This is a genomic window from Flavisphingopyxis soli, assembly GCF_007995095.1.
Lineage (GTDB): Bacteria > Pseudomonadota > Alphaproteobacteria > Sphingomonadales > Sphingomonadaceae > Flavisphingopyxis > Flavisphingopyxis soli.
This window is the reverse complement of record NZ_VOPY01000001.1, coordinates 1130450-1149012: the sequence shown is the minus strand read 5'-3', so window position 1 is coordinate 1149012 and position 18563 is coordinate 1130450. Positions and strand designations below refer to the sequence as shown.

At 65.8% G+C, this 18563-nt stretch carries 18 protein-coding genes, 2 tRNA genes and 1 other RNA gene; 8 read left to right on the top strand and 13 right to left on the bottom strand.

Going from position 1 to position 18563, the window contains the following annotated elements; genetic code table 11:
* The first annotated feature begins 98 nt into the window (after positions 1-98).
* From FSZ31_RS05730 to FSZ31_RS05715, 4 genes are all read left to right on the top strand, one after another.
* On the top strand, positions 99-1361 hold the full coding sequence (locus FSZ31_RS05730; protein ID WP_161595957.1) for a mechanosensitive ion channel: 1263 nt from the start codon (positions 99-101) through the stop codon (positions 1359-1361).
* A gap of 99 nt (positions 1362-1460) precedes the next feature.
* Positions 1461-2342, top strand: a complete 882-nt coding sequence (locus tag FSZ31_RS05725; protein ID WP_147122120.1) for a hypothetical protein — start codon at positions 1461-1463, stop codon at positions 2340-2342.
* A 20-nt stretch (positions 2343-2362) separates the two neighbouring features.
* Positions 2363-2438, top strand: a tRNA-Thr gene (locus tag FSZ31_RS05720).
* Positions 2439-2619: 181 nt separating this feature from the next.
* Positions 2620-3342 (top strand): thermonuclease family protein, encoded by a 723-nt coding sequence (locus FSZ31_RS05715; protein ID WP_147122118.1) that lies wholly within the window; start codon positions 2620-2622, stop codon positions 3340-3342.
* A gap of 158 nt (positions 3343-3500) precedes the next feature.
* Here the strand turns inward: FSZ31_RS05715 and ssrA are convergent.
* The 3 genes from ssrA to mscL form a co-directional block, all read right to left on the bottom strand.
* Positions 3501-3845, bottom strand: a transfer-messenger RNA (tmRNA) gene (ssrA, locus tag FSZ31_RS05710).
* 61 nt (positions 3846-3906) lie between these two features.
* Positions 3907-4137, bottom strand: coding sequence for a hypothetical protein (locus FSZ31_RS05705; RefSeq protein ID WP_147122116.1), 231 nt, complete (start codon positions 4135-4137; stop codon positions 3907-3909).
* Positions 4138-4266: 129 nt separating this feature from the next.
* Positions 4267-4692 (bottom strand): large conductance mechanosensitive channel protein MscL, encoded by a 426-nt coding sequence (gene mscL / locus FSZ31_RS05700; protein WP_147122114.1) that lies wholly within the window; start codon positions 4690-4692, stop codon positions 4267-4269.
* A gap of 95 nt (positions 4693-4787) precedes the next feature.
* On the opposite strand from mscL, the gene FSZ31_RS05695 reads away from it, so the two are divergent.
* The 4 genes from FSZ31_RS05695 to FSZ31_RS05680 are packed head-to-tail and all read left to right on the top strand — an operon-like array spanning position 4788 to position 7462.
* Positions 4788-5393 (top strand): LemA family protein, encoded by a 606-nt coding sequence (locus FSZ31_RS05695; RefSeq protein WP_147122112.1) that lies wholly within the window; start codon positions 4788-4790, stop codon positions 5391-5393.
* Positions 5394-5413: 20 nt separating this feature from the next.
* A complete protein-coding gene (locus FSZ31_RS05690; RefSeq protein ID WP_147122110.1) occupies positions 5414-6238 on the top strand; it encodes a TPM domain-containing protein in 825 nt (274 codons plus the stop codon).
* A 1-nt stretch (position 6239) separates the two neighbouring features.
* Complete coding sequence (locus tag FSZ31_RS05685) at positions 6240-6932, top strand: TPM domain-containing protein (protein WP_147122107.1); 693 nt, start codon at positions 6240-6242, stop codon at positions 6930-6932.
* A gap of 26 nt (positions 6933-6958) precedes the next feature.
* Positions 6959-7462, top strand: a complete 504-nt coding sequence (locus FSZ31_RS05680) for an NUDIX hydrolase (protein ID WP_147122579.1) — start codon at positions 6959-6961, stop codon at positions 7460-7462.
* A gap of 9 nt (positions 7463-7471) precedes the next feature.
* Here FSZ31_RS05680 and FSZ31_RS05675 read toward each other — a convergent pair whose 3' ends face one another.
* From FSZ31_RS05675 to lon, 10 genes are all read right to left on the bottom strand, one after another.
* On the bottom strand, positions 7472-7750 hold the full coding sequence (locus FSZ31_RS05675) for an ETC complex I subunit (protein WP_147122105.1): 279 nt from the start codon (positions 7748-7750) through the stop codon (positions 7472-7474).
* A gap of 62 nt (positions 7751-7812) precedes the next feature.
* The gene (hrpB, locus tag FSZ31_RS05670; protein WP_147122103.1) at positions 7813-10269 is read right to left on the bottom strand and encodes an ATP-dependent helicase HrpB; all 2457 of its coding nucleotides are present in this window, start codon (positions 10267-10269) and stop codon (positions 7813-7815) included.
* Positions 10266-11609, bottom strand: a complete 1344-nt coding sequence (locus tag FSZ31_RS05665) for an MATE family efflux transporter (protein ID WP_236643672.1) — start codon at positions 11607-11609, stop codon at positions 10266-10268. Before FSZ31_RS05665 ends, hrpB begins: the two co-directional genes overlap by 4 nt.
* Positions 11610-11726: 117 nt before the next feature.
* Positions 11727-12737 carry a polyprenyl synthetase family protein gene (locus FSZ31_RS05660; protein WP_147122101.1) on the bottom strand — a complete coding sequence of 337 codons (1011 nt, stop codon included), beginning with the start codon at positions 12735-12737 and terminating at the stop codon, positions 11727-11729.
* A gap of 51 nt (positions 12738-12788) precedes the next feature.
* Entirely contained in the window at positions 12789-14174 is a 1386-nt protein-coding gene (locus FSZ31_RS05655; protein ID WP_147122576.1) for a sensor histidine kinase, read from the bottom strand.
* A 35-nt stretch (positions 14175-14209) separates the two neighbouring features.
* On the bottom strand, positions 14210-14875 hold the full coding sequence (locus FSZ31_RS05650; RefSeq protein ID WP_147122100.1) for a response regulator transcription factor: 666 nt from the start codon (positions 14873-14875) through the stop codon (positions 14210-14212).
* A 136-nt stretch (positions 14876-15011) separates the two neighbouring features.
* The gene (locus FSZ31_RS05645; protein ID WP_147122098.1) at positions 15012-15353 is read right to left on the bottom strand and encodes a PepSY domain-containing protein; all 342 of its coding nucleotides are present in this window, start codon (positions 15351-15353) and stop codon (positions 15012-15014) included.
* A gap of 116 nt (positions 15354-15469) precedes the next feature.
* A tRNA-Val gene (locus FSZ31_RS05640) sits at positions 15470-15544 on the bottom strand.
* 191 nt (positions 15545-15735) lie between these two features.
* Complete coding sequence (locus FSZ31_RS05635; RefSeq protein WP_147122096.1) at positions 15736-16011, bottom strand: HU family DNA-binding protein; 276 nt, start codon at positions 16009-16011, stop codon at positions 15736-15738.
* Positions 16012-16163: 152 nt separating this feature from the next.
* Positions 16164-18563, bottom strand: a complete 2400-nt coding sequence (gene lon, locus FSZ31_RS05630) for an endopeptidase La (RefSeq protein WP_147122094.1) — start codon at positions 18561-18563, stop codon at positions 16164-16166.

Below are 18563 nucleotides of genomic sequence, written 5' to 3'. Positions count from 1 at the left end.
GTCATATCACTGCCGCTAACTATATTTCCCGTCACCGCGACTCTCTGCTATAGTCACCTGACAACAGAACAATAATGTTCGTCGCAAGGGGAAATGCCATGACAAATGCCGGATATCGATACGAGTTCGACTGGGAGCTCGCGCAGGCGTGGGGCACGAAACTGCTCATCATTCTCGCCATACTCGTCGTCACCTGGGCACTCGCCAAGGCGGCCAAATGGGCGATCGAAAAGATTGCCGAAGCACTCCCCGTTCTCCAGCGCCATGACGGCACCGGACAGACCGTCGCCTCTTCGCTCGGAACGATTGCCGCGCTGCTGATCTGGCTCGTCGGGCTCGTTGCCGTGCTGCAACGCCTTGGCCTCGACGAAGCGCTGCTGCCGCTCCAGTCGATGCTCAACCAGATCGCCACCGCGATCCCCGCGATTGTCGTCGCCGGCCTCGTCTTCGCGCTCGGAGTCATCCTCGCGCGGATCGTCCGCCGCCTCGTCGTCACCGCGCTGACCGCGGTCAACCTCGACGGCTGGGCCGCGCGCGGCGGTGTCGACAATGTCGTCGCCACGTCCAACATCAGCCGGATCATCGGGACGATCTGCTATGCCGTGATCATCATCTTCTTCGCGATCATGGCGCTCGGGATCCTCGATATTCCCGTCATCTCCGATCCGTTGACCAGAATGCTCGAACTGATCTTCGCGGCGATCCCGCGGGTTATCGGTGCGGCATTGCTGCTCGGCATCGGCTACATGATTGCCCGCTGGGTCAGCGAAATGCTCGAAGCACTGCTCGTCGACATGGGCTTTGACCGCGCGGTACACGGGATGAGCCTGCTGCCCGCCGATCGTTCGCCCGCCCGGCTGGTCGGCAAGATCACGATGATCGCCATCATGATCAGCTTCGCCATCGCCGCCACCCGCCTGCTCGGTTTCCCCGAGCTGACGAGCATCCTCGATGAGGTCCTCGCAATCGGCGGCAACATCGTCTTCGGCGTTGCCATCATCGCGGTCGGCTTCCTTGTCGCCAACCTGCTTGCCAGCCTGGTAGCCGGCGCGACCGAGGGCGGACAGCTCGTGGTCAACGTCGTGCGCTATGCGACGATCGGCCTGTTCATCGTGATGGGCCTTTCGCAAATGGGTCTCGGCGGACCGATCGTCGAGATCGCCTTTACCGCGATCGCGATCGGCGTCGGCGTAGCGATTGCCCTCGCTTTCGGGCTTGGTGGCCGCGACGAGGCAGCTCGCATCCTGCGCGATGCACGCGACAAGGCCGATGAGATGCCGAGCGGCAGCGCGTCGGTCGCCGAGCGCCGGGTCCCGCCGCGCAAGACGCCCGCAGCGCGCAAATCGCCGCCGCAGGGCTGATCCTGCCACAAAACAACAAAGGGGCGGGTGTCGTTGAACACCCGCCCCTTTTGTTTGCTCGGCGCTGACGGTTGCTCACCGATACGCTAGGACACGGCGATGCGCAGCTTCTCCCAGTTCGCCTGTTTCGACTGGTCGGGCCAGGCGGTTGCCCGCCCGAAGGGGCTGGCGCTCGCCACGATCGACGGCGCGCGCGGCGCGCATCCGCGTCTGCACTGGCCCGATGGCGGCTGGTCGCGCGGCGCGGCGCTCGACTGGCTGATCGATCGCGCCGACCAGGGCAGCGATATGCTGATCGGCCTCGACCTGTCGCCGACCTTCCCGTTCGTCGATACGGGCGCCTATTTTCCCGGCTGGAGCGACAGTCCCGTCGATGTGCGGTCGCTGTGGGCGCTGGCCGACGATCTGTGCCGCGACGATCCGCATCTTGGGGCGAGCGGCTTTGTCGGACATGCGGAGGCACGGCGCTATTTCCGCCACGGGCGCGGCGATGTCGGCGACCGGTTCGGACTGACGGGGATCGGCCGTTTGCGCGCAGTCGAGCACCACCAGCGCGCCACGCGCCAGGCCAACAGCGCAAGCTGCTTCAACCTTGTCGGGGCGGCGCAGGTCGGCAAGTCGAGCCTCACAGGGATGCGCGTGCTCCACCGGCTGGCGGGGAGAATCCCGGTCTGGCCGTTCGACCCGGTCCCCGCGCACGGCCCGCTGATCGTCGAAATCTATACCTCGATGGCGGCGCGCGCGGCAGGGCTGCCGGGCAACCGTTCGAAAATCCGCGACCGGGCGACGCTGACGACGGCGCTTGAGGCGTTCGATGCGCCGCCGCCGGTGCGGCTGGCGCGCTATGACGACCATTCGACCGATGCGTTGCTTACCGCCGCATGGCTGCGCCACGTCCATCGCCGTCCCGAATTCTGGGCCCCCGAAGCGCTTTCACCGCATATTGCGCGCGTCGAGGGCTGGACCTTCGGCGTGGTTTGAAGCATGGGCGGAACGCCGGCGCCGGATTAGCTCAGCTGGTAGAGCAACCGCCTTGTAAGCGGTAGGTCGTCCGTTCGAGTCGGACATCCGGCACCATCATACAAAAACGGTCCGGGGGACCGTTTTTGTATGATCCCGAAGCGAAGCGAAGGGTCATACCCGTCCGGGGGACGGTTTATGATGATCCCGAAGCTTGGCGCTGGCCAGTACTGCCCGCAACGCACCATTAACCCTGTTTCCGAGTCGCGCTTTAACCGCGATCGGCGATGCTGCGGCGATGATCCGCATATTGCTCCCCGCCGCGCTTGTCGCGCTCGCCGCCCTCGCCTCGGGACCCTCAGCACAAGCGGGTTCGACCGAAATCGCGGGCCGCGCGAGTGTCATCGACGGCGACACGATCGAACTGGGTTCGACACGCATCCGCCTGTACGGGATCGATGCGGTCGAGGCCGCCCAGACCTGTACCACCGATGGTCGCGTCTGGCCCTGCGGCCAATATGCGACCGGAAAGATGAAGGCGTTGACCGGCACGCGTGCGGTCGTGTGCGAAGCGCGCGATACCGATGTCTATGGCCGGACGGTCGCGCAATGCCGCGTCGACTCGGTCGATATCGCGGCGGCGATGGTCGAGGATGGCTGGGCGACCGCCCTGCCCCATTTCACGACGCAATATGTCGCGCTCGAAGGTCTCGCCAAGGCGGGACACAAGGGGATCTGGAATTCGACCTTCGATCTTCCCGCGGCCTATCGCGCCGCCAATGCTCCGGCGTCGCCGCGTGTCACGCGTCCGCCCGCAACCGCGCGCGCCGCGCCGCCGCGCGCAGCACGGGCCGAATATGCGTCACGCGCCTGCGCCATCAAGGGCAACCACAGCCGCCGTGGCGAATGGATCTATCATCTGCCGGGGACCAAATATTACGATGTCACGCGCGCCGAGGAATTCTTTTGCAGCGAGGCGCAGGCGCGCGCCGCGGGATATCGCCGCGCGCGCAACAACTGACACGCCGGCCTGTCTCGTCTTCGCAATTATCGGGTACAATCGAGCGATTCTGTTGCTCGGCTCCCGCGCCTTTGATGGCACGGACGCTGGCCTGACTCGTCTTCGCAATTATTGGCTAAAGTCGAGGGATTCTGTTGCTCGGCTCCCTCGGGGCCGCCGGTTTCCGATCCTGTTGCCCGGCTCGGTCCAAGCCGCGTTCTGTTAGTGTAATATCAGGGCGTTAGCCCATCAATTACGCTGCAAGAGCAAGTGCTTCGTTATCGTTGGCACTTATGGGTTTTGAGCCTTTAACGGGTTACTCAGCCCGGGCAAAAACTGCGCTTTTGAACACACGTCGATCCTGGTTCGGCCCCATCGGGAACCCCGCTTTCGCGCGATTTCTGGTGGAGCCGCCGGGTACTGCCCCCGGGTCCGCTGCGCTTATTGCACGCAACAATTTATCGCCATAGCCGGCCGAAACCGGCTCCACCGATATAGGGCGTTGCGATGAACGGCGCAATAACGCGCACGAAAAAGGGCCGCGCCTTTCGGCACGGCCCTTTCGCAGTCCAAAGTCGTAAAGACTTACATGGCGTCTGCGCTGTTGCCAGCGGCATCAGCCGGAGCGGCTTCGTTCATCGTGCCGTCGACCATTGCGTCGTTGGTCATGGCCGAACCGTCAGCATTCATGTCGGCGGTGTCGGTTGCCATCGCGTCATTGGTCATGACTTCGTTGGTCGTGGCTTCGTCCTTGGCCGAATCGCAAGCGGCGAGCGCGAGCGGTGCGAGGAGCGCTGCAATGATGATTTTTTTCATGGTAAAGGACCTGTACTTTCTGTCTTGTTATAAAGGGTTTGATCGAACGGCCGGGAGGCCCCCCTGCCGGTTCGTATCACGCCATACGCGATATGACATATCGGTGACAAACTTATTCGCGTGAAGCCGCTATGGCCGGGCCTTCAAGGCATCGCGTATTTCGGTCAGCAACTGCACCTCGCTCGGCCCCGACGGCTTCGCCTCTTCCTTGGTCGCCATCCGGTTCGCCGCGCGGACGATCAGGAAAATGATGAAGGCAAGGATGACGAAGTTGACCAGAACGGTGATGAACTGGCCATAGCCAAGCAGTGGAACGCCCGCTTCCTTGAGCTGCGCATAATTGTCGAGCGATCCCTTATAGCCATCGGGAATCGCGCCAAGCCGGACGAAATAGCTCGAAAAATCGAGCCCGCCGAACAGCCAGCCGACGACCGGCATGATGATATCCTCGGTCAGCGACGTCGTGATCTTGGCAAACGCCGCGCCGATGATCACCGCTACCGCGAGATCGAGCACATTGCCGCGCGCGATGAAATTCCTGAATTCGTTCAGCATCCCGTCCTCCGCCAACGACACGCGGCGATTGCAACCACGTGCCGCCTGTCCTATTAATATGATACACGTCGCCCACCAGCCAGTCGGAGCATCCCATGATCGCCAAATCGTTCAAACTCGCGCTTGCAGCGACCCTGCTCACCCCGCTCGCCGCCTGCGGCATCAACTCGGTACCCACCGCCGAAGAAAACGCCAAGGCGAAATGGGCCGATGTCCAGGCCGCGTTCCAGGCACGCGCCAACCTCATTCCCAACCTCCAGGAAATCGTCCTGTCGTCGTCCGAGCAGGAGCGCGAGACGCTCAACGACGTTATTAGCGCGCGCGCCAGGGCAACCAGCCCGCAGATCCAGCTCAACCCCGACGACCTGTCCGATCCGGCCAAGGTCGCGGCCTTCCAGGCGGCGCAAGGCCAGCTGTCGAGTTCGCTCGGGCGGCTGCTTGCAACGGTCGAGGCCTATCCCGAGCTCAAGAGTCAGGACAATTACGGGCGTTTCATGACGCAGCTCGAAGGCAGCGAGAACCGGATCCGCGTCGCGCTCAAGGACTACAACGAATCGGTCCGCAATTATAATACGACGATTCGCACCTTCCCCGACATCATCGGTGCCAAGGTCATCCACGGCGCCAAGCCGATGGTCACCTATGATGCACCGACCGAAGGCGCCGAAGTCGCGCCCACGCTCGACATGCGCGAGAAGTGATCGCGGCGAGAAACTCTGCCATGTCGCTGTCGCGCCTTGCCCCGAGGCTGGCACTGCTGCTGATCGCGTGCGTTGCGGCGCTGGGCGTGTCGGCCACGGCGAGGGCACAGGATTTCCCCGATCGCGGCACCGCGCCGGTGGTCGATGCGGCGAACATCATCGATCCCGCCGCCGAGGCCGAGCTGACGACAAAACTCGACGCGTTCGAACAGCGCAGCCAGCGCCAGTTCGTCGTCGCGACGATCCCCGACCTGCAAGGCTATGACATTGCCGATTACGGCTATCAGCTTGGCCGCAATTGGGGCCTGGGTGACAAGCAGCGCAACGACGGCATCTTGCTGATCGTCGCGCCCAACGAGCGCAAGGTCCGGATCGAGGTCGGCTATGGCCTTGAGGCGGTGATCCCCGACGGCCTCGCCTATGACATCGTCGAAGGCGACATATTGCCGCGCTTTCGCGACGGCGACATGACCGGCGGCATCGTTGCGGGCGCCGATCGCATCATCGCTCAGCTCGAACTGCCACCCGAGGAAGCCGCCAAGGTCGCGCAAGAGGCAACCGCTCGGCAATCGTCATCGAAGGGCGGGCTGCCGATCGGCATGATCATCTTCTGGGGCGTCGTCATCGTCTTCTTCGTCCTGCCGATGCTCGGCGGCGGCAAGCGCGGCCGGCGCTATCGCCGTAGCGGGATTGGCAATGTGATCCTGTGGTCGGCGCTCAACAGCATGGCCAATTCGGGACGTGGCGGCGGCTTCGGCGGCGGTGGCGGTGGATTCGGTGGCGGCGGCGGATTTTCGGGCGGCGGCGGCAGCTTCGGCGGCGGCGGTGCATCGGGGGGATGGTGACATGACCGACGCGCACGAAACGCCGGCCCTCAGCGTAGCCGAGCATAATGTCGTGACCGCCGCGGTGACCGCCGCAGAGCGCGCCAGCGACGGCGAGATCGTCACGATCATCGCCGATCGCTCGGACGGCTATACCGATGTCGCGCTCGCCTGGGCGGCGGCGATAGCATTCCTCGCGCTCGCGACACTCGCGATCTGGCCCGATGACATGCTCAGCCTCTATGACCGGCTGACCAATTCATGGACACAGGATTGGACGCCGCGCGGGATTTTCGCACTGGCCACCACCGCCGCGGCGATGAAATTCGGCTTCATGCTGCTGATCCAGCTGTGGCCGCCGCTCAAATACCTGCTCGTTCCCGCGCCGATCAAATCGAGGCGCGTGCGCGGCCGCGCGATCGACCTGTTCAGGGTTGGCGCAGAGAAGCGCACGGTCGGGCTGACCGGCGTGCTGATCTATCTGTCGATGCGCGAACACCGCGCCGAGATCGTCGCCGACGAGGCGATCGTCGCCAAGGTGGCGCCCGAAGTGTGGGGCGAGGCAATGGCGGCGATGCTGGCCGAGGTCAAAACCGGACAGGTCGCGGCGGGCATGGCCGAGGCGGTCCGCCAGATCGGCATCATCCTCGCCGAGAATTTCCCCAAGAGCGACACCAATCCCAACGAGCTGCCCGATCGGCTGATCGAACTTTGATCGACGCCGATGCGCCTGAAGAGGTGATGTGGGAAGGCCGTTTCATCGCGGCCAAGCGGCGTGGTCGGTGGGAATATGTTGCGCGCACGCGCGGCATATCGGCTGCGGTCATCCTTGCGATCGACGCTGAGCGTCACGTCCTGCTGGTCGAACAATATCGCGTCCCGCTCGGGCGGCGCTGCCTCGAACTGCCCGCCGGGCTGATCGGCGACGATGGCGCCGAGGAGGCGCCCGAAAAGGCCGCGGCGCGCGAGCTCGAGGAAGAAACCGGCTATCGCGCCGAACAGATAACCTCGCTCGGCGACTATTATTCCTCGCCGGGGATGGTCTCGGAAAGCTTCACGCTGGTGCGCGCTACGGGCCTGGCGAAAGTGTCGGAGGGCGGCGGGGTCGATGGCGAGGATATCACCGTCCACCGCGTGCCGCTCGCCGATATCGCCGGCTTCGTCGCGGACAAGCGCAGCGAAGGCGTGGCGATCGACGTCAGGCTGTTGATGCTGCTCGGACCGGGTCTCGCCGACCTCGCCTAGCGCATCGGCTCAGCGGAAATTGTCGGCGTAGGCCTGCAGCTTGAGCTTGCGTTCGGGGGCCGGAATGACGTGGAAGACGATGCCGTATTTCTCGGCATAGGCGCGTGCCTCATCGCAGCTGGCAAAGCCCAGCCGGACCTGGCTCTGCGTGTCGCCGCTGCCTGCCCAGCCGGTCAGCGGATCGGGCTTTTTCGCCTCGGCAGGTTCGAATTCGAGCATCCATTCGTCGGTCAGCGCGCGGCCCGACTGCATCGCATTCTTGGGTCGCTGAAAGATCCGGGCCGCCATAGAGTGTTCCTGTGCTGGGTCGCGTTGAGCGTCGCCGCGATGCCGCACCGCATTGCCCCCCGTCAAGACTTTCGACGCGCATCGGCGTTCTTGGTCCGCACCGTCGCGCGCGCCGAGGCGGGGTCGTCGGGCCAGGGATGGCGCGGATAGCGCCCGCGCATGTCCTTGGCGACGTCGGCCCAGCTCCCCCGCCAGAAGGCAGGCAGGTCGCGCGTCGCCTGGATCGGGCGCCCGGCGGGCGAAGTCAGCTCGATCAGCAGCGGGCGCGGCGGATCGCCGACATGCGGATGGCTATCGAGCCCGAACACGGCCTGGGCGCGGACCGCGACCTTGGGATCGGCACCACCATAATCGATCTCGTGCCGCGTGCCAGCGGGCGTTTCGAACCAGCGCGGCGCGATCCGGTCGATCCGCTGCATCGCATTCCAGCCGGCCAGCCCCTGCAGCGCGCTCACCAGCGCATCGGGCGCGATATCGCGCAAGCGGCGCGCGCCGTCGAGCGCGGGGGCGAGCCAGTCGTCGAGCGTGGCGAGCAAATTCTCTTCGCCAAGCGCGTCGACGCCGGCATAGCCAGCGCGCGTCAGCAGCGCCTGCCCCGCCGCACCCCATGGCAGGCAGGCGAGACCGTTGGCGGCGACATGCGCGAGCAGCGCTGCGGCAGCCTGCGCAGGGTCGGGGCTCTGCGCGGGTTCGCTCGCGAGGCGGATCGCGCCGAGGCGGCGTTCGCGCAGTGCCTGGACGCGGTCTTCGGCGGCGTCGTAGCGCGTGACGATCCGCGTTTCGGCCTCGGCATCGATCAGGGCGGCGACATCCCTATCGTCGAGCCGCGCTGCCGAAACGATCCGCGCGCCGCTCGCGCTGCCCTGGACATCGGCGACCGCGAGCCACGACGCGTGCGCCAGCGGCTGGTCGGCCGGCAGCGTGAAGCCACGCCCGCCGACGCTGGTCCAGCGGCTGCCGTCGCCGCCGCCACGCCGGGCGACGCGATCGGGAAAGGCTGTCGCGACGAGCGCGCCGATCGACATGGGATCGCCACGCGTCTCGCCTGGCCCCGCCAGCTTTTCGATGCGCCGGGCGAGCGCACGCGCGGCATCGGCGGCGCGTCCGCGTTCGCGCCGCCAGCGCGTGAGGCGTGTCTCGATATCGCAATCGCGCCCGCCGAGCCGCTGTTCAGCGAGCAATACCGCAATTTCGGCGGCAAGCGCACTTTGCCCCTGCCGCGCTGCGACGACGACCATGTGCGCGACGGCGGGCGGCAGCGGCAGGCGCGCGATGGCGCGACCGTGCGGCGTAATCCGTCCGTCCGAATCGAGCGCACCGATCGCGACCAGCCGCTTGCGCGCCTCGGTCAGACCGGCGGCGGGCGGCGCGTCGATCCAGCGCAGGCTGGCAGGGTCGCCGATCCCGCTCGCGGCACAATCGAGCAGCAACGGCGCGAGGTCGCTTTCGAGGATTTCGGGCGGGTCATAGGCGGCGAGCCCGGCGGTCGCGGCCTCTTCCCACAGGCGGATCGCGATCCCCGGCGCCTGCCGCGCGGCACGCCCCGCGCGCTGCGTCGCCGCTGCCGCGCTGACGCGTTCGGTGACGAGCCGGGTGACACCGGCGGCGCGATCGAAGCGTGCGCGCCGCGAGAGTCCGCTGTCGATGACGATGCGCAGGCCATCGATCGTGATGCTCGTTTCGGCAATGCTGGTGGCGAGGACGATCTTGCGTGCGCCGTCGGGTGCCCGCCGGATCGCGGCGCGCTGCGCGGCGGGATCGCACTGGCCGTGGAGCGGATGGATCGCGACGCCACCAACGCGGCCAGTGAGGCGTTCGGCGGTGCGGTCTATTTCGCGCACGCCGGGGAGGAAGGCGAGAATGTCGCCGTCATGGTCGGAGAGCGCTTCGCGGACGGCGCGCGCGACCGCGTCCTCGATCCGCTCTTCGGCGCGGCGTCCGGCATAGCGTATCGTGAGCGGATGGCTGCGTCCTGCGCTCTCGATCAGCGGTGCCGCGCCATGATCGTCCTCGGCCATCAGCGCGGCGAAGCGCGCGCCGTCGAGCGTCGCCGACATCGCGATCAGGCGCAAATCGGGGCGGAGGCCCGCCTGAGCGTCGAGCGCGAGCGCGAGGCCGAAATCGCCGTCGATGCTGCGTTCGTGGACTTCGTCGAACAGCACCGCCGACACGCCGGGCAATTCGGGGTCAGCCGCGACGCGGTTGCGGAAGATGCCCTGCGTCATCACGGTCAGCCGCGTGGCCGCGCTGCGCTTGCTGTCGAGGCGTGTGGCATAGCCGACCAGGTCGCCGAGCCGCGAACCGGCGAGGTCGGCGATGCGTTCGGCGGCGGCGCGCGCGGCCAGGCGGCGCGGACTGAGTAGCAGCACTTCGCCGGTACACCAGGGCTCATCGAGCAACGCGGGCGCAGCCATCGTCGTCTTGCCCGCACCGGGCGGGGCGATCAGGACCGCGTTCGATCGGTCCGACAGGGTAGCGAGCAGTCGTGGCAGCGCGTCTTCGACCGGCAGGCGGGTCATTGATCGGCCATGAGCCCGAGCCGGTCGCGCAGCATCCAGCGACCGAGCAGCAGGACGGCGACGACGCCGAGCCCGGCGGCAAGCCCGATCCAGATGCCGACCCCGGCGAGCGGTGTGTGGAACGCAAGCACGACCGCGACACCGATCCCGACGACCCAGTAGCCGAACAGCGCGATCAGCATCGGCCAGCGCGTATCCTGGACGCCGCGCAGCACGCCCGCGCCGATCGCCTGCGTCGCGTCGACCAGCTGGAACACCGCGGCGACGAGGAGGAAATCGACCGCCAGCGTGAATACGACTGGGTCGCCCTGCCCCGTACCGCCGAGAAACTGACCGATGATCCACGGCGCGCCGAGCGCCATGCCGAGCGACAGCAGGATCGCCGCAGCAAGGCCGAGCGCAAACGATGTCCAGCCGGCACGCGCGACACCCGCGCGATCGCCGCGCCCGTAGAACAGGCCGACGCGCACGGTGGCGGCTTGCGAAATGCCGAACGGCACCTGAAAGGCGAGCGCCGCGACCTGGATCGCGATCGCGTGCGCGGCGAGCGAGGCAAGGTCGATCAGCCCCATCAGGAACACCGCGGCGTTGAAGATCGTGATCTCTAGCGCGAGCATCAGGCCGATCGGAACGCCGACCCTGACCAGTTCTCGAAACCGCTGCCAGTCGGCGCGCCAGAAGCGCCCGAACAGATGATAGCGGCGAAAGCGCCGGACGCCCTGGACGACAGCGACCATGCCGAGAAACAGCACGAGATTGGCGAGCGCGTTCGCAATGGCGGCGCCTTCGAGCCCCATTTCGGGCAGGCCGAGCCGTCCGAAGACGAGCGCCCAGCAGGCGATGGCGTTGAACACGACTGCACCCGCGGTGACGACGAGGCCCCAGATCGGCCGCTCGAGCGCGGTGACGTAAAACCGCAGGACGAGATGGAGGAGGAAGGGCAGCACGCCCCACATCGCGATCGAGACAAACCGCCCGGCATCGACCGCAAGCTGGTCCTGCTGGCCGAGCAGGCGGAACATCGCCTCGCTGTGCCACAGCAGCAGCCAGATCGGGACCGAAATGAATACCGCGACCCAGCCCGCCTGGCGCACCGTGCGGCGCACATCGCGCACCGCATGGCTGCGCCGCCCGCGCTCGGCGGCAATCAGCGGCGACGAGGCGGTGACCACCCCCATGCCGAAGATGCCGAACGCCCAGAACAGGTTGACGCCGAGCGCGGCGGCGCCGAGCGCCTCGACATCATAGCGCCCGAGGATCAGCACATCGGTCGTGTTGATCGCCATCTGCGCAAGATTGCCGAGGATCAACGGCCAGGCGAGCGTCAACGTCGCACGCATCTCCGCCATCCTCGGCGAGGGCGCGATAGAGTCAATCAGGGCGGGGGCGGCGTCGGACATTGTCGGCGCGATAGGCGAAAGAAACCGCGATGCGAAGCGCCACGTCGCCCGGTCGCGTCAGTAGGCGCGCGAGACCGCGAATTCGGCCGCTTCGACGAGCGCCGCCTTGGCGACTCCGGCGGGGAAGATGCCGAGCGCGTCGATCGCGCGCTGGCCGTAGTGGCGCGCATGTTCGAGCGTGTCGGCGATGCCGTTATGCTTGGCGAGCAGCGCGGTCGCATGGCTGAGGTCGTCGTCGGAAATGCGCCGCCCCATCATCGCATCATGCCAGAAGGCGCGTTCTTCGGCGCTGCCGCGCGCATAGGCCAGGATGACGGGCAGCGTCACCTTGCCGTCGCGGAAGTCGTCGCCGACCCCCTTGCCCATCGTCGCCTCGTCGGAAACATAATCGATCGCGTCGTCGACGAGCTGGAAGGCGATGCCGAGATTGCGGCCATAGGCATCGAGCGCGTCCTCGACCTCGCCCTCGCGCTCGGCGATCACTGCGGCGATACGCGCAGCGGCGGCGAACAGGGCGGCGGTCTTGGCGCCGATGATCGCGAGATACTTGTCCTCGCTGGTCGAAACCTGGCGCTGCGCGGTGAGCTGGTCGACCTCGCCCTCGGCGATCACCGCCGACGCGTTCGAGAGGATCTTGAGGACCTTCAATGATCCGTCCTCGACCATCAGTTCGAAGGCACGGCTGAACAGGAAATCGCCGACCAGGACGCTCGCCGGATTGCCCCAGATGATGTTCGCGGTGCGCTTGCCGCGGCGCATGTCCGACCCGTCGACGACATCGTCGTGGAGCAAGGTTGCGGTATGGATGAACTCGACCGCGGCGGCGAGCTTGTGCTGGCGCGTGCCGGGATAATCGAGCAGCCGTGCGGCAGCGAGCGTGATCATCGGCCGCAGCCGCTTGCCGCCGCCCGAGATCAGGTGGCCCGCAAGTTCCGGAATCAGCGGAATCTGCGACTGCATGCGGTCGAGAATGACGGCGTTGACCGCATTCATATCGCTCGCAACGAGGCGCATGATCGGGTCGAGCGAAGGCGCGGCGCCTTTGAGCCTGTGGATTTCGGCGGTCATGTCCCGCCCCCGTTAGCCGAGCGGCCGCCTGCGCGAAAGGGCAATTGCACGCTAGTCCTCGCTTGATTCGATCGGCGCCAGCGGCAAGCGCAGCCGGACCAGCAGGCCGCCAAGGTCCTCGCTGTCTTCGAGCGTCACGCTGCCGCCATAGATCTGCGCAACGTCGCGCACGATCGCGAGACCCAGGCCGGTACCGGGTTTTTCGGTGTCGAGACGCGCGCCGCGATCGAACAGGCGCAGGCGATCGGCGGGGGCAATGCCGGGACCGTCATCCTCGGTCAGGATCTCGAGAAACCCGGCCTCGACGACCGATGTCACGAAGACGCTGCCGCCGCCGTATTTTGCCGCATTCTCGATGACGTTGCCGAGCATCTCGTCAAGATCCTGGCGCTCGACCTGGACCATCACCTCGCGCGGGCCGTCGCTGTCGAGTCGCGTGTCGGGATAGAGGCGCCCGACCGCGCGCATCACCGCATCGATGCTGTCGGCCGCCTTGCAGCGGCTCTGCCCCGATACGCGCCGACCGACCGCGCGGGCACGGGCGAGGTGATGGTCGATATGGCGGCGCATCGTTGCCGCCTCGCGCATCACCGTCTCGTCGATATCCTCGGCATGGCTTGCCGCGGCATTGGTGATCACCGTCAACGGCGTCTTGAGCGCGTGCGCCAGATTGCCCGCGTGGCGGCGCGCTTCCTCGGCCTGCAACTCGTTGTGCGCGAGCAGCGCATTCAATTCGTCAACCATCGGCATGACTTCGTTGGGCAGCGGCGCGGTGACGCGGTTGCGGGTGCCGCGGCGCATCTGTGCGATCGATGTCTGGATCCGCCTGAGCGGCCACAGGCCATAGAGCGTCTGCAGCGCGGCCATGATGATGAGGCCGATCGCGAGCGCGGCGAAGCTGCGCACAAGCGTGCGACGCAACGTGCGGATCTGCTCGTCGAGCGTGGCGCGGTCCTGCGCGACCTGGAATCGCCAGCGGACTTTCGATCCGGGCAAGATAACGTCGCGTTCGGCAATGCGGAGCAGTTCGCCGTCGAATTCTCCGCTGTCATAGGTGCGCACCTCGTCGCCGCTCTGAGCCTCGCCCGCCTTGAGCTGGCGATCCCATAGCGATCGCGAGGGGAACGCCTCGTGCCCCTTGCCGCTGATCTGCCAATAGAGACCGCTATAGGCTTCGAGGAAACGCTGGTCGCCGAGCGGCTCGACAAAACGCACCTCGCCGGTCGGGTCGATCTCGGCGGTGCGGATCATCGCGTAGAGGATGTATTCGAGGTTCGAATCGAAGTTGTTGGTTACCGCGTTGACCAGCACGCGGTCGAGCGCGCCGCCGCCGCCGATCAGCAGGATCGCGATCCACAGCGTCGCGACGCCGATCATCCGCCGGCCGAGCGAGCCCGTCGTGCGCCGTTCGCCCGGAGCCGGAACGGGCGATGCGATCGGCTCGGTCGGCGCATCGGTCACGCAGGTTTATCCTAGGCTTGGGGGTCTTCGAGGCTGTAGCCGAGCCCACGGATCGTCGTGATGACATCGGCGCCCAGCTTCTTGCGAATGCGCGTGACGAACACCTCGATCGTGTTCGAATCGCGATCGAAATCCTGATCGTAGATATGCTCGATCAGCTCGGTGCGTGACACGACCTTGCCCTTGTGATGCATCAGATAGCTGAGCAGCTTGTATTCCTGCGCGGTCAGCTTGACCGGTTCGCCGGCGCGCGTGACCTTGCCCGAGCGCGTATCGAGGCGGACGTCGCCGGCTTCGAGTTCGCTCGACGCATTGCCCGAGGCGCGGCGGATCAGCGCGCGCAGCCGGGCGATCAGCTCCTCGGTCTGGAACGGCTTGGCGAGGTAATCGTCGGCCCCGGCATCGAGCCCGGCGACCTTGTCCGACCAGCTGTCGCGCGCGGTCAGGACGAGGACGGGAAAATCGCGATCCTCCTTGCGCCAGCGGTCGAGCACGGTGAGGCCATCGACGACCGGCAGGCCGAGGTCGAGAATCGCGGCATCGTAATTTTCGGTCGAGCCGAGGAAATGTCCGTCCTCGCCGTCGGTCGCGAGATCGACCGCATAGCCCGCCGATTCGAGCGTCGCCTTGAGCTGCGGACCCAGGGTCGGCTCGTCTTCCACGATCAGGATACGCATCGCAGTCATTCTCCTTGCAGGCCGATCGCGCAGGCTCAGCGCGCGGCGTTAACCTTCATCTAGGGACTGGGCTGTTCATGTAAAGCACCCGCAGCGGATCGACGGAGCGCGAAACGGTTGATCGCGCGCCGGCAGGTCAGCGCGAGCTGCCGAGGACGCGACCGGTGCGCGCATCGACATAGACATAGACGACCTGGTCGCCGTCCATGAACTTGAGCTTGTAGCGCAGGCGCACGGCATCGAGGCCGACGACGCCGAGGAAGCGCATCTCGTCATAAGGCGGCGTCTGGCGCGCAAGCTGGATGATCTCGCCAAGCCGCATCACCTTGCCGCTCTCCATCGCCTCGCGCACGGGCGACAGATCGGCGCGGCGCGCCTGCGACTCCGCCGCAGCCGGAACCGCCACGCAGGCGAGGACGGCAAGAGTGCCTGGCGCGAGCCATTTGGCGGTTTTGGAAAAGACGGGTGCGAATGCCATAGCGGTCCTTTTAACCGACAGCATTGAATGGCTTATGAATGCGCTGGTCATTCTGTCGCAAGCCGTGCGGGACTGTGGCGTGCGGGACACACGCACGTCGCGCTCAGGGGCCGGGATGGTGGGCGCGGCAGGGATTGAACCTGCGACCCCACCCGTGTGAAGGGTGTGCTCTACCACTGAGCTACGCGCCCCCGGCGGGCCTGCGACGCGCTCCCTAGGCAAGCGGTGCGCGAAAGGCAATCGGCGATCGCCATCCGTCGCCGCCGATCGCGCCTTCGCCTTGGCATAAAATGCCGAAGGCGGCGCGTTTCCGCGCCGCCTTCTCGCCGGGACGAACCCGGGCAAAAGCGAGGAAGCCATGCCTCCCCGCCCAGCATGATGCTTACTTGTTGACCGAGTCCTTGAGACCCTTGCCGGCCTTGAACTTGGGCTGGGTCGATGCCTTGATCTGCATCGTTTCGCCGGTGCGCGGGTTACGGCCGGTCGAAGCCTTGCGCTGCGAGGTCGAGAACGTGCCGAAGCCGACGAGACGGACTTCGCCGCCGCGGCCCAGCTCACCCGAGATGCTGTCGAAAACTGCTTCGACTGCGCGGCTCGCGTCGCTCTTGCTCAGACCGCTGCTGTCAGCGACCGACGAAATGAGATCTTGCTTGTTCATGCCTTGGGAACCCCTGTCTAAAGTTTATATCGTACCAGACTCGTGGCGTGGTGGCCGCAGTAAGGCCCGATTCCCGACCGATGTCAAAGCAAAAGCGGTAAAAACCGACGCAAATCGCCCAAAAAGAGTGGCGAATTGCAACCTGACACCCCTTAGTGCGGCAATCGGACACTAGCATCGCCGCCCGGATGCGGTAGCGGCTGAGCCGCCAGCTCGTCGGCTTCGGTCCACTCGATCGCATCGATCGTCGCGGTCAGCGCGATCTTGAGCACGTCATCGACATGTTCGGCGGTATGGATTTCGAGCGCATCGCGGATCGATTGCGGGATTTCGACGAGGTCCTTCTCGTTCTCGGCCGGAATCACGACGGTCGTAATGCCGCCGCGCAACGCCGCGAGCAGCTTTTCCTTGAGCCCGCCGATCGGCAGGACATGGCCGCGCAGCGTGACTTCGCCGGTCATTGCGACATCCTTGCGCACAGCAACGCCGGTCAGCGTCGAGATCATCGCGGTGACCATGCCGACACCCGCCGAGGGGCCGTCCTTGGGGACTGCGCCTTCGGGCAGATGGATGTGGATGTCCTTGCGTGCGAACAGGCTGGGGCGAATGCCGTACGACGGCGCGCGCGCCTTAACATAGCTCATCGCCGCCTGGATCGATTCGGTCATGACTTCGCCGAGCTTGCCGGTCGTCTTGACCTGGCCCTTGCCCGGGACGGTGACCGCCTCGATCGTCAGCAATTCGCCGCCGACCTCGGTCCACGCCAGCCCGGTGACTGCGCCGATCTGGTCTTCCTTGTCGCCGACGCCGTGACGGAACTTGCGCACCCCGGCGAACTCGGCAAGGTTTTCGGGCGTCACGGTGACGCTTTCGGCCTTTTTCTCGAGGATGCGGCGCAACGCCTTGCGGGCGAGGCGCGCGATCTCGCGCTCGAGCGTGCGAACGCCGGCTTCGCGCGTGTAGAAGCGGATCAGGTCGCGCAGGCCCTCGTCGGTCAGGGTGAACTCGCCGTCCTTGAGCCCGTGCATCTCGACCTGCTTGGCGATCAGGTGGCGCTTGGCGATCTCGACCTTTTCGTCCTCGGTATAGCCTTCGAGGCGGATGATCTCCATCCGGTCGAGCAACGGCTGCGGCAGGTTGAGCGTGTTCGCGGTGGTGACGAACATCACGTCGCTGAGGTCGAGGTCGATCTCGAGATAATGGTCCTGGAACTTGTTGTTCTGTTCGGGGTCGAGCACTTCCAAAAGCGCCGAGGCGGGATCGCCACGGAAATCCTGGCCGAGCTTGTCGATCTCGTCGAGCAGGAACAGCGGGTTCGACGTGCCGGCCTTTTTGAGGTTCGAGACGATCTTGCCGGGCAGCGAGCCGATATAGGTGCGGCGATGGCCGCGGATTTCGGCTTCGTCGCGCACACCGCCGAGCGACTGGCGGACGAATTCGCGGCCCGTCGCCTTGGCAATGCTCCGCCCGAGGCTGGTCTTGCCGACGCCCGGGGGGCCGACGAGGCACAGGATCGGGCCCTTCAGCTTGTTGGTGCGCGCCTGGACCGCGAGATATTCGATGATCCGGTCCTTGACCTTTTCAAGCGCATAATGGTCGTCGTCGAGCACCTTCTGGGCGACCGCGATGTCCTTCTTGAGCTTCGTCTTCTTGCCCCAGGGCAGGCCAAGCAAAATGTCGAGATAGTTGCGCACGACGGTCGCTTCGGCCGACATCGGCGCCATTCCGCGCAGCTTCTTGAGTTCGCCGAGCGCCTTGGCCTTGGCCTCTTTCGACATTTTCAGTTTTTCGATCTTGGTCGCCAGTTCGGCGAGCTCGTCGCCGTCCTCGCCGCCCTCGCCGCTGCCAAGCTCGCGCTGGATCGCCTTCAACTGTTCGTTGAGGTAATATTCGCGCTGGGTCTTTTCCATCTGGCGTTTGACGCGCCCGCGAATCTTCTTCTCGACGTTGAGCACGCCGAGTTCGCCCTCCATGAAGGCGAAGACCATTTCGAGCCGCTTCAACGGATCGAATTCGCTGAGGATCGCCTGCTTGTCGGCGACCTTGACCGAGATATTGGCGGCGACGGCATCGGCGAGCTGCGCCGGATCGTCGATCTCGCCGAGCTGGACCGCGGTTTCGGTCGGCAGTTTCTTGTTGAGCTTCGAATAGTTTTCGAACTGTTCGGTCACCGTACGCATCAGCGCCTTGGCCTCGACGCTGTCGAGTGCGCGCTCGTCGAGCAGTTCGACTTCGCCGACCTGATAGTCGTCCTCGCGGACCAGGTCGGTCAGGCGCGCGCGCTGCTTGCCTTCGACGAGCACGCGGACGGTGCCGTCGGGCAGCTTGAGCATCTGCAACACGGTGGCGAGCACGCCAAGGTCGTACATGTCATCACGGCCGGGATCGTCCTCGGCCGGGTCGAGCTGCGCGACGAGGAAAATCTGCTTGTCCGATTCCATCGCGCGTTCGAGCGCGACGACCGATGCGTCGCGGCCGACGAACAGGGGCACGATCATCTGCGGGAAGATGACGATGTCGCGCAACGGCAACAGGGGAAATTTCTGGTTCAT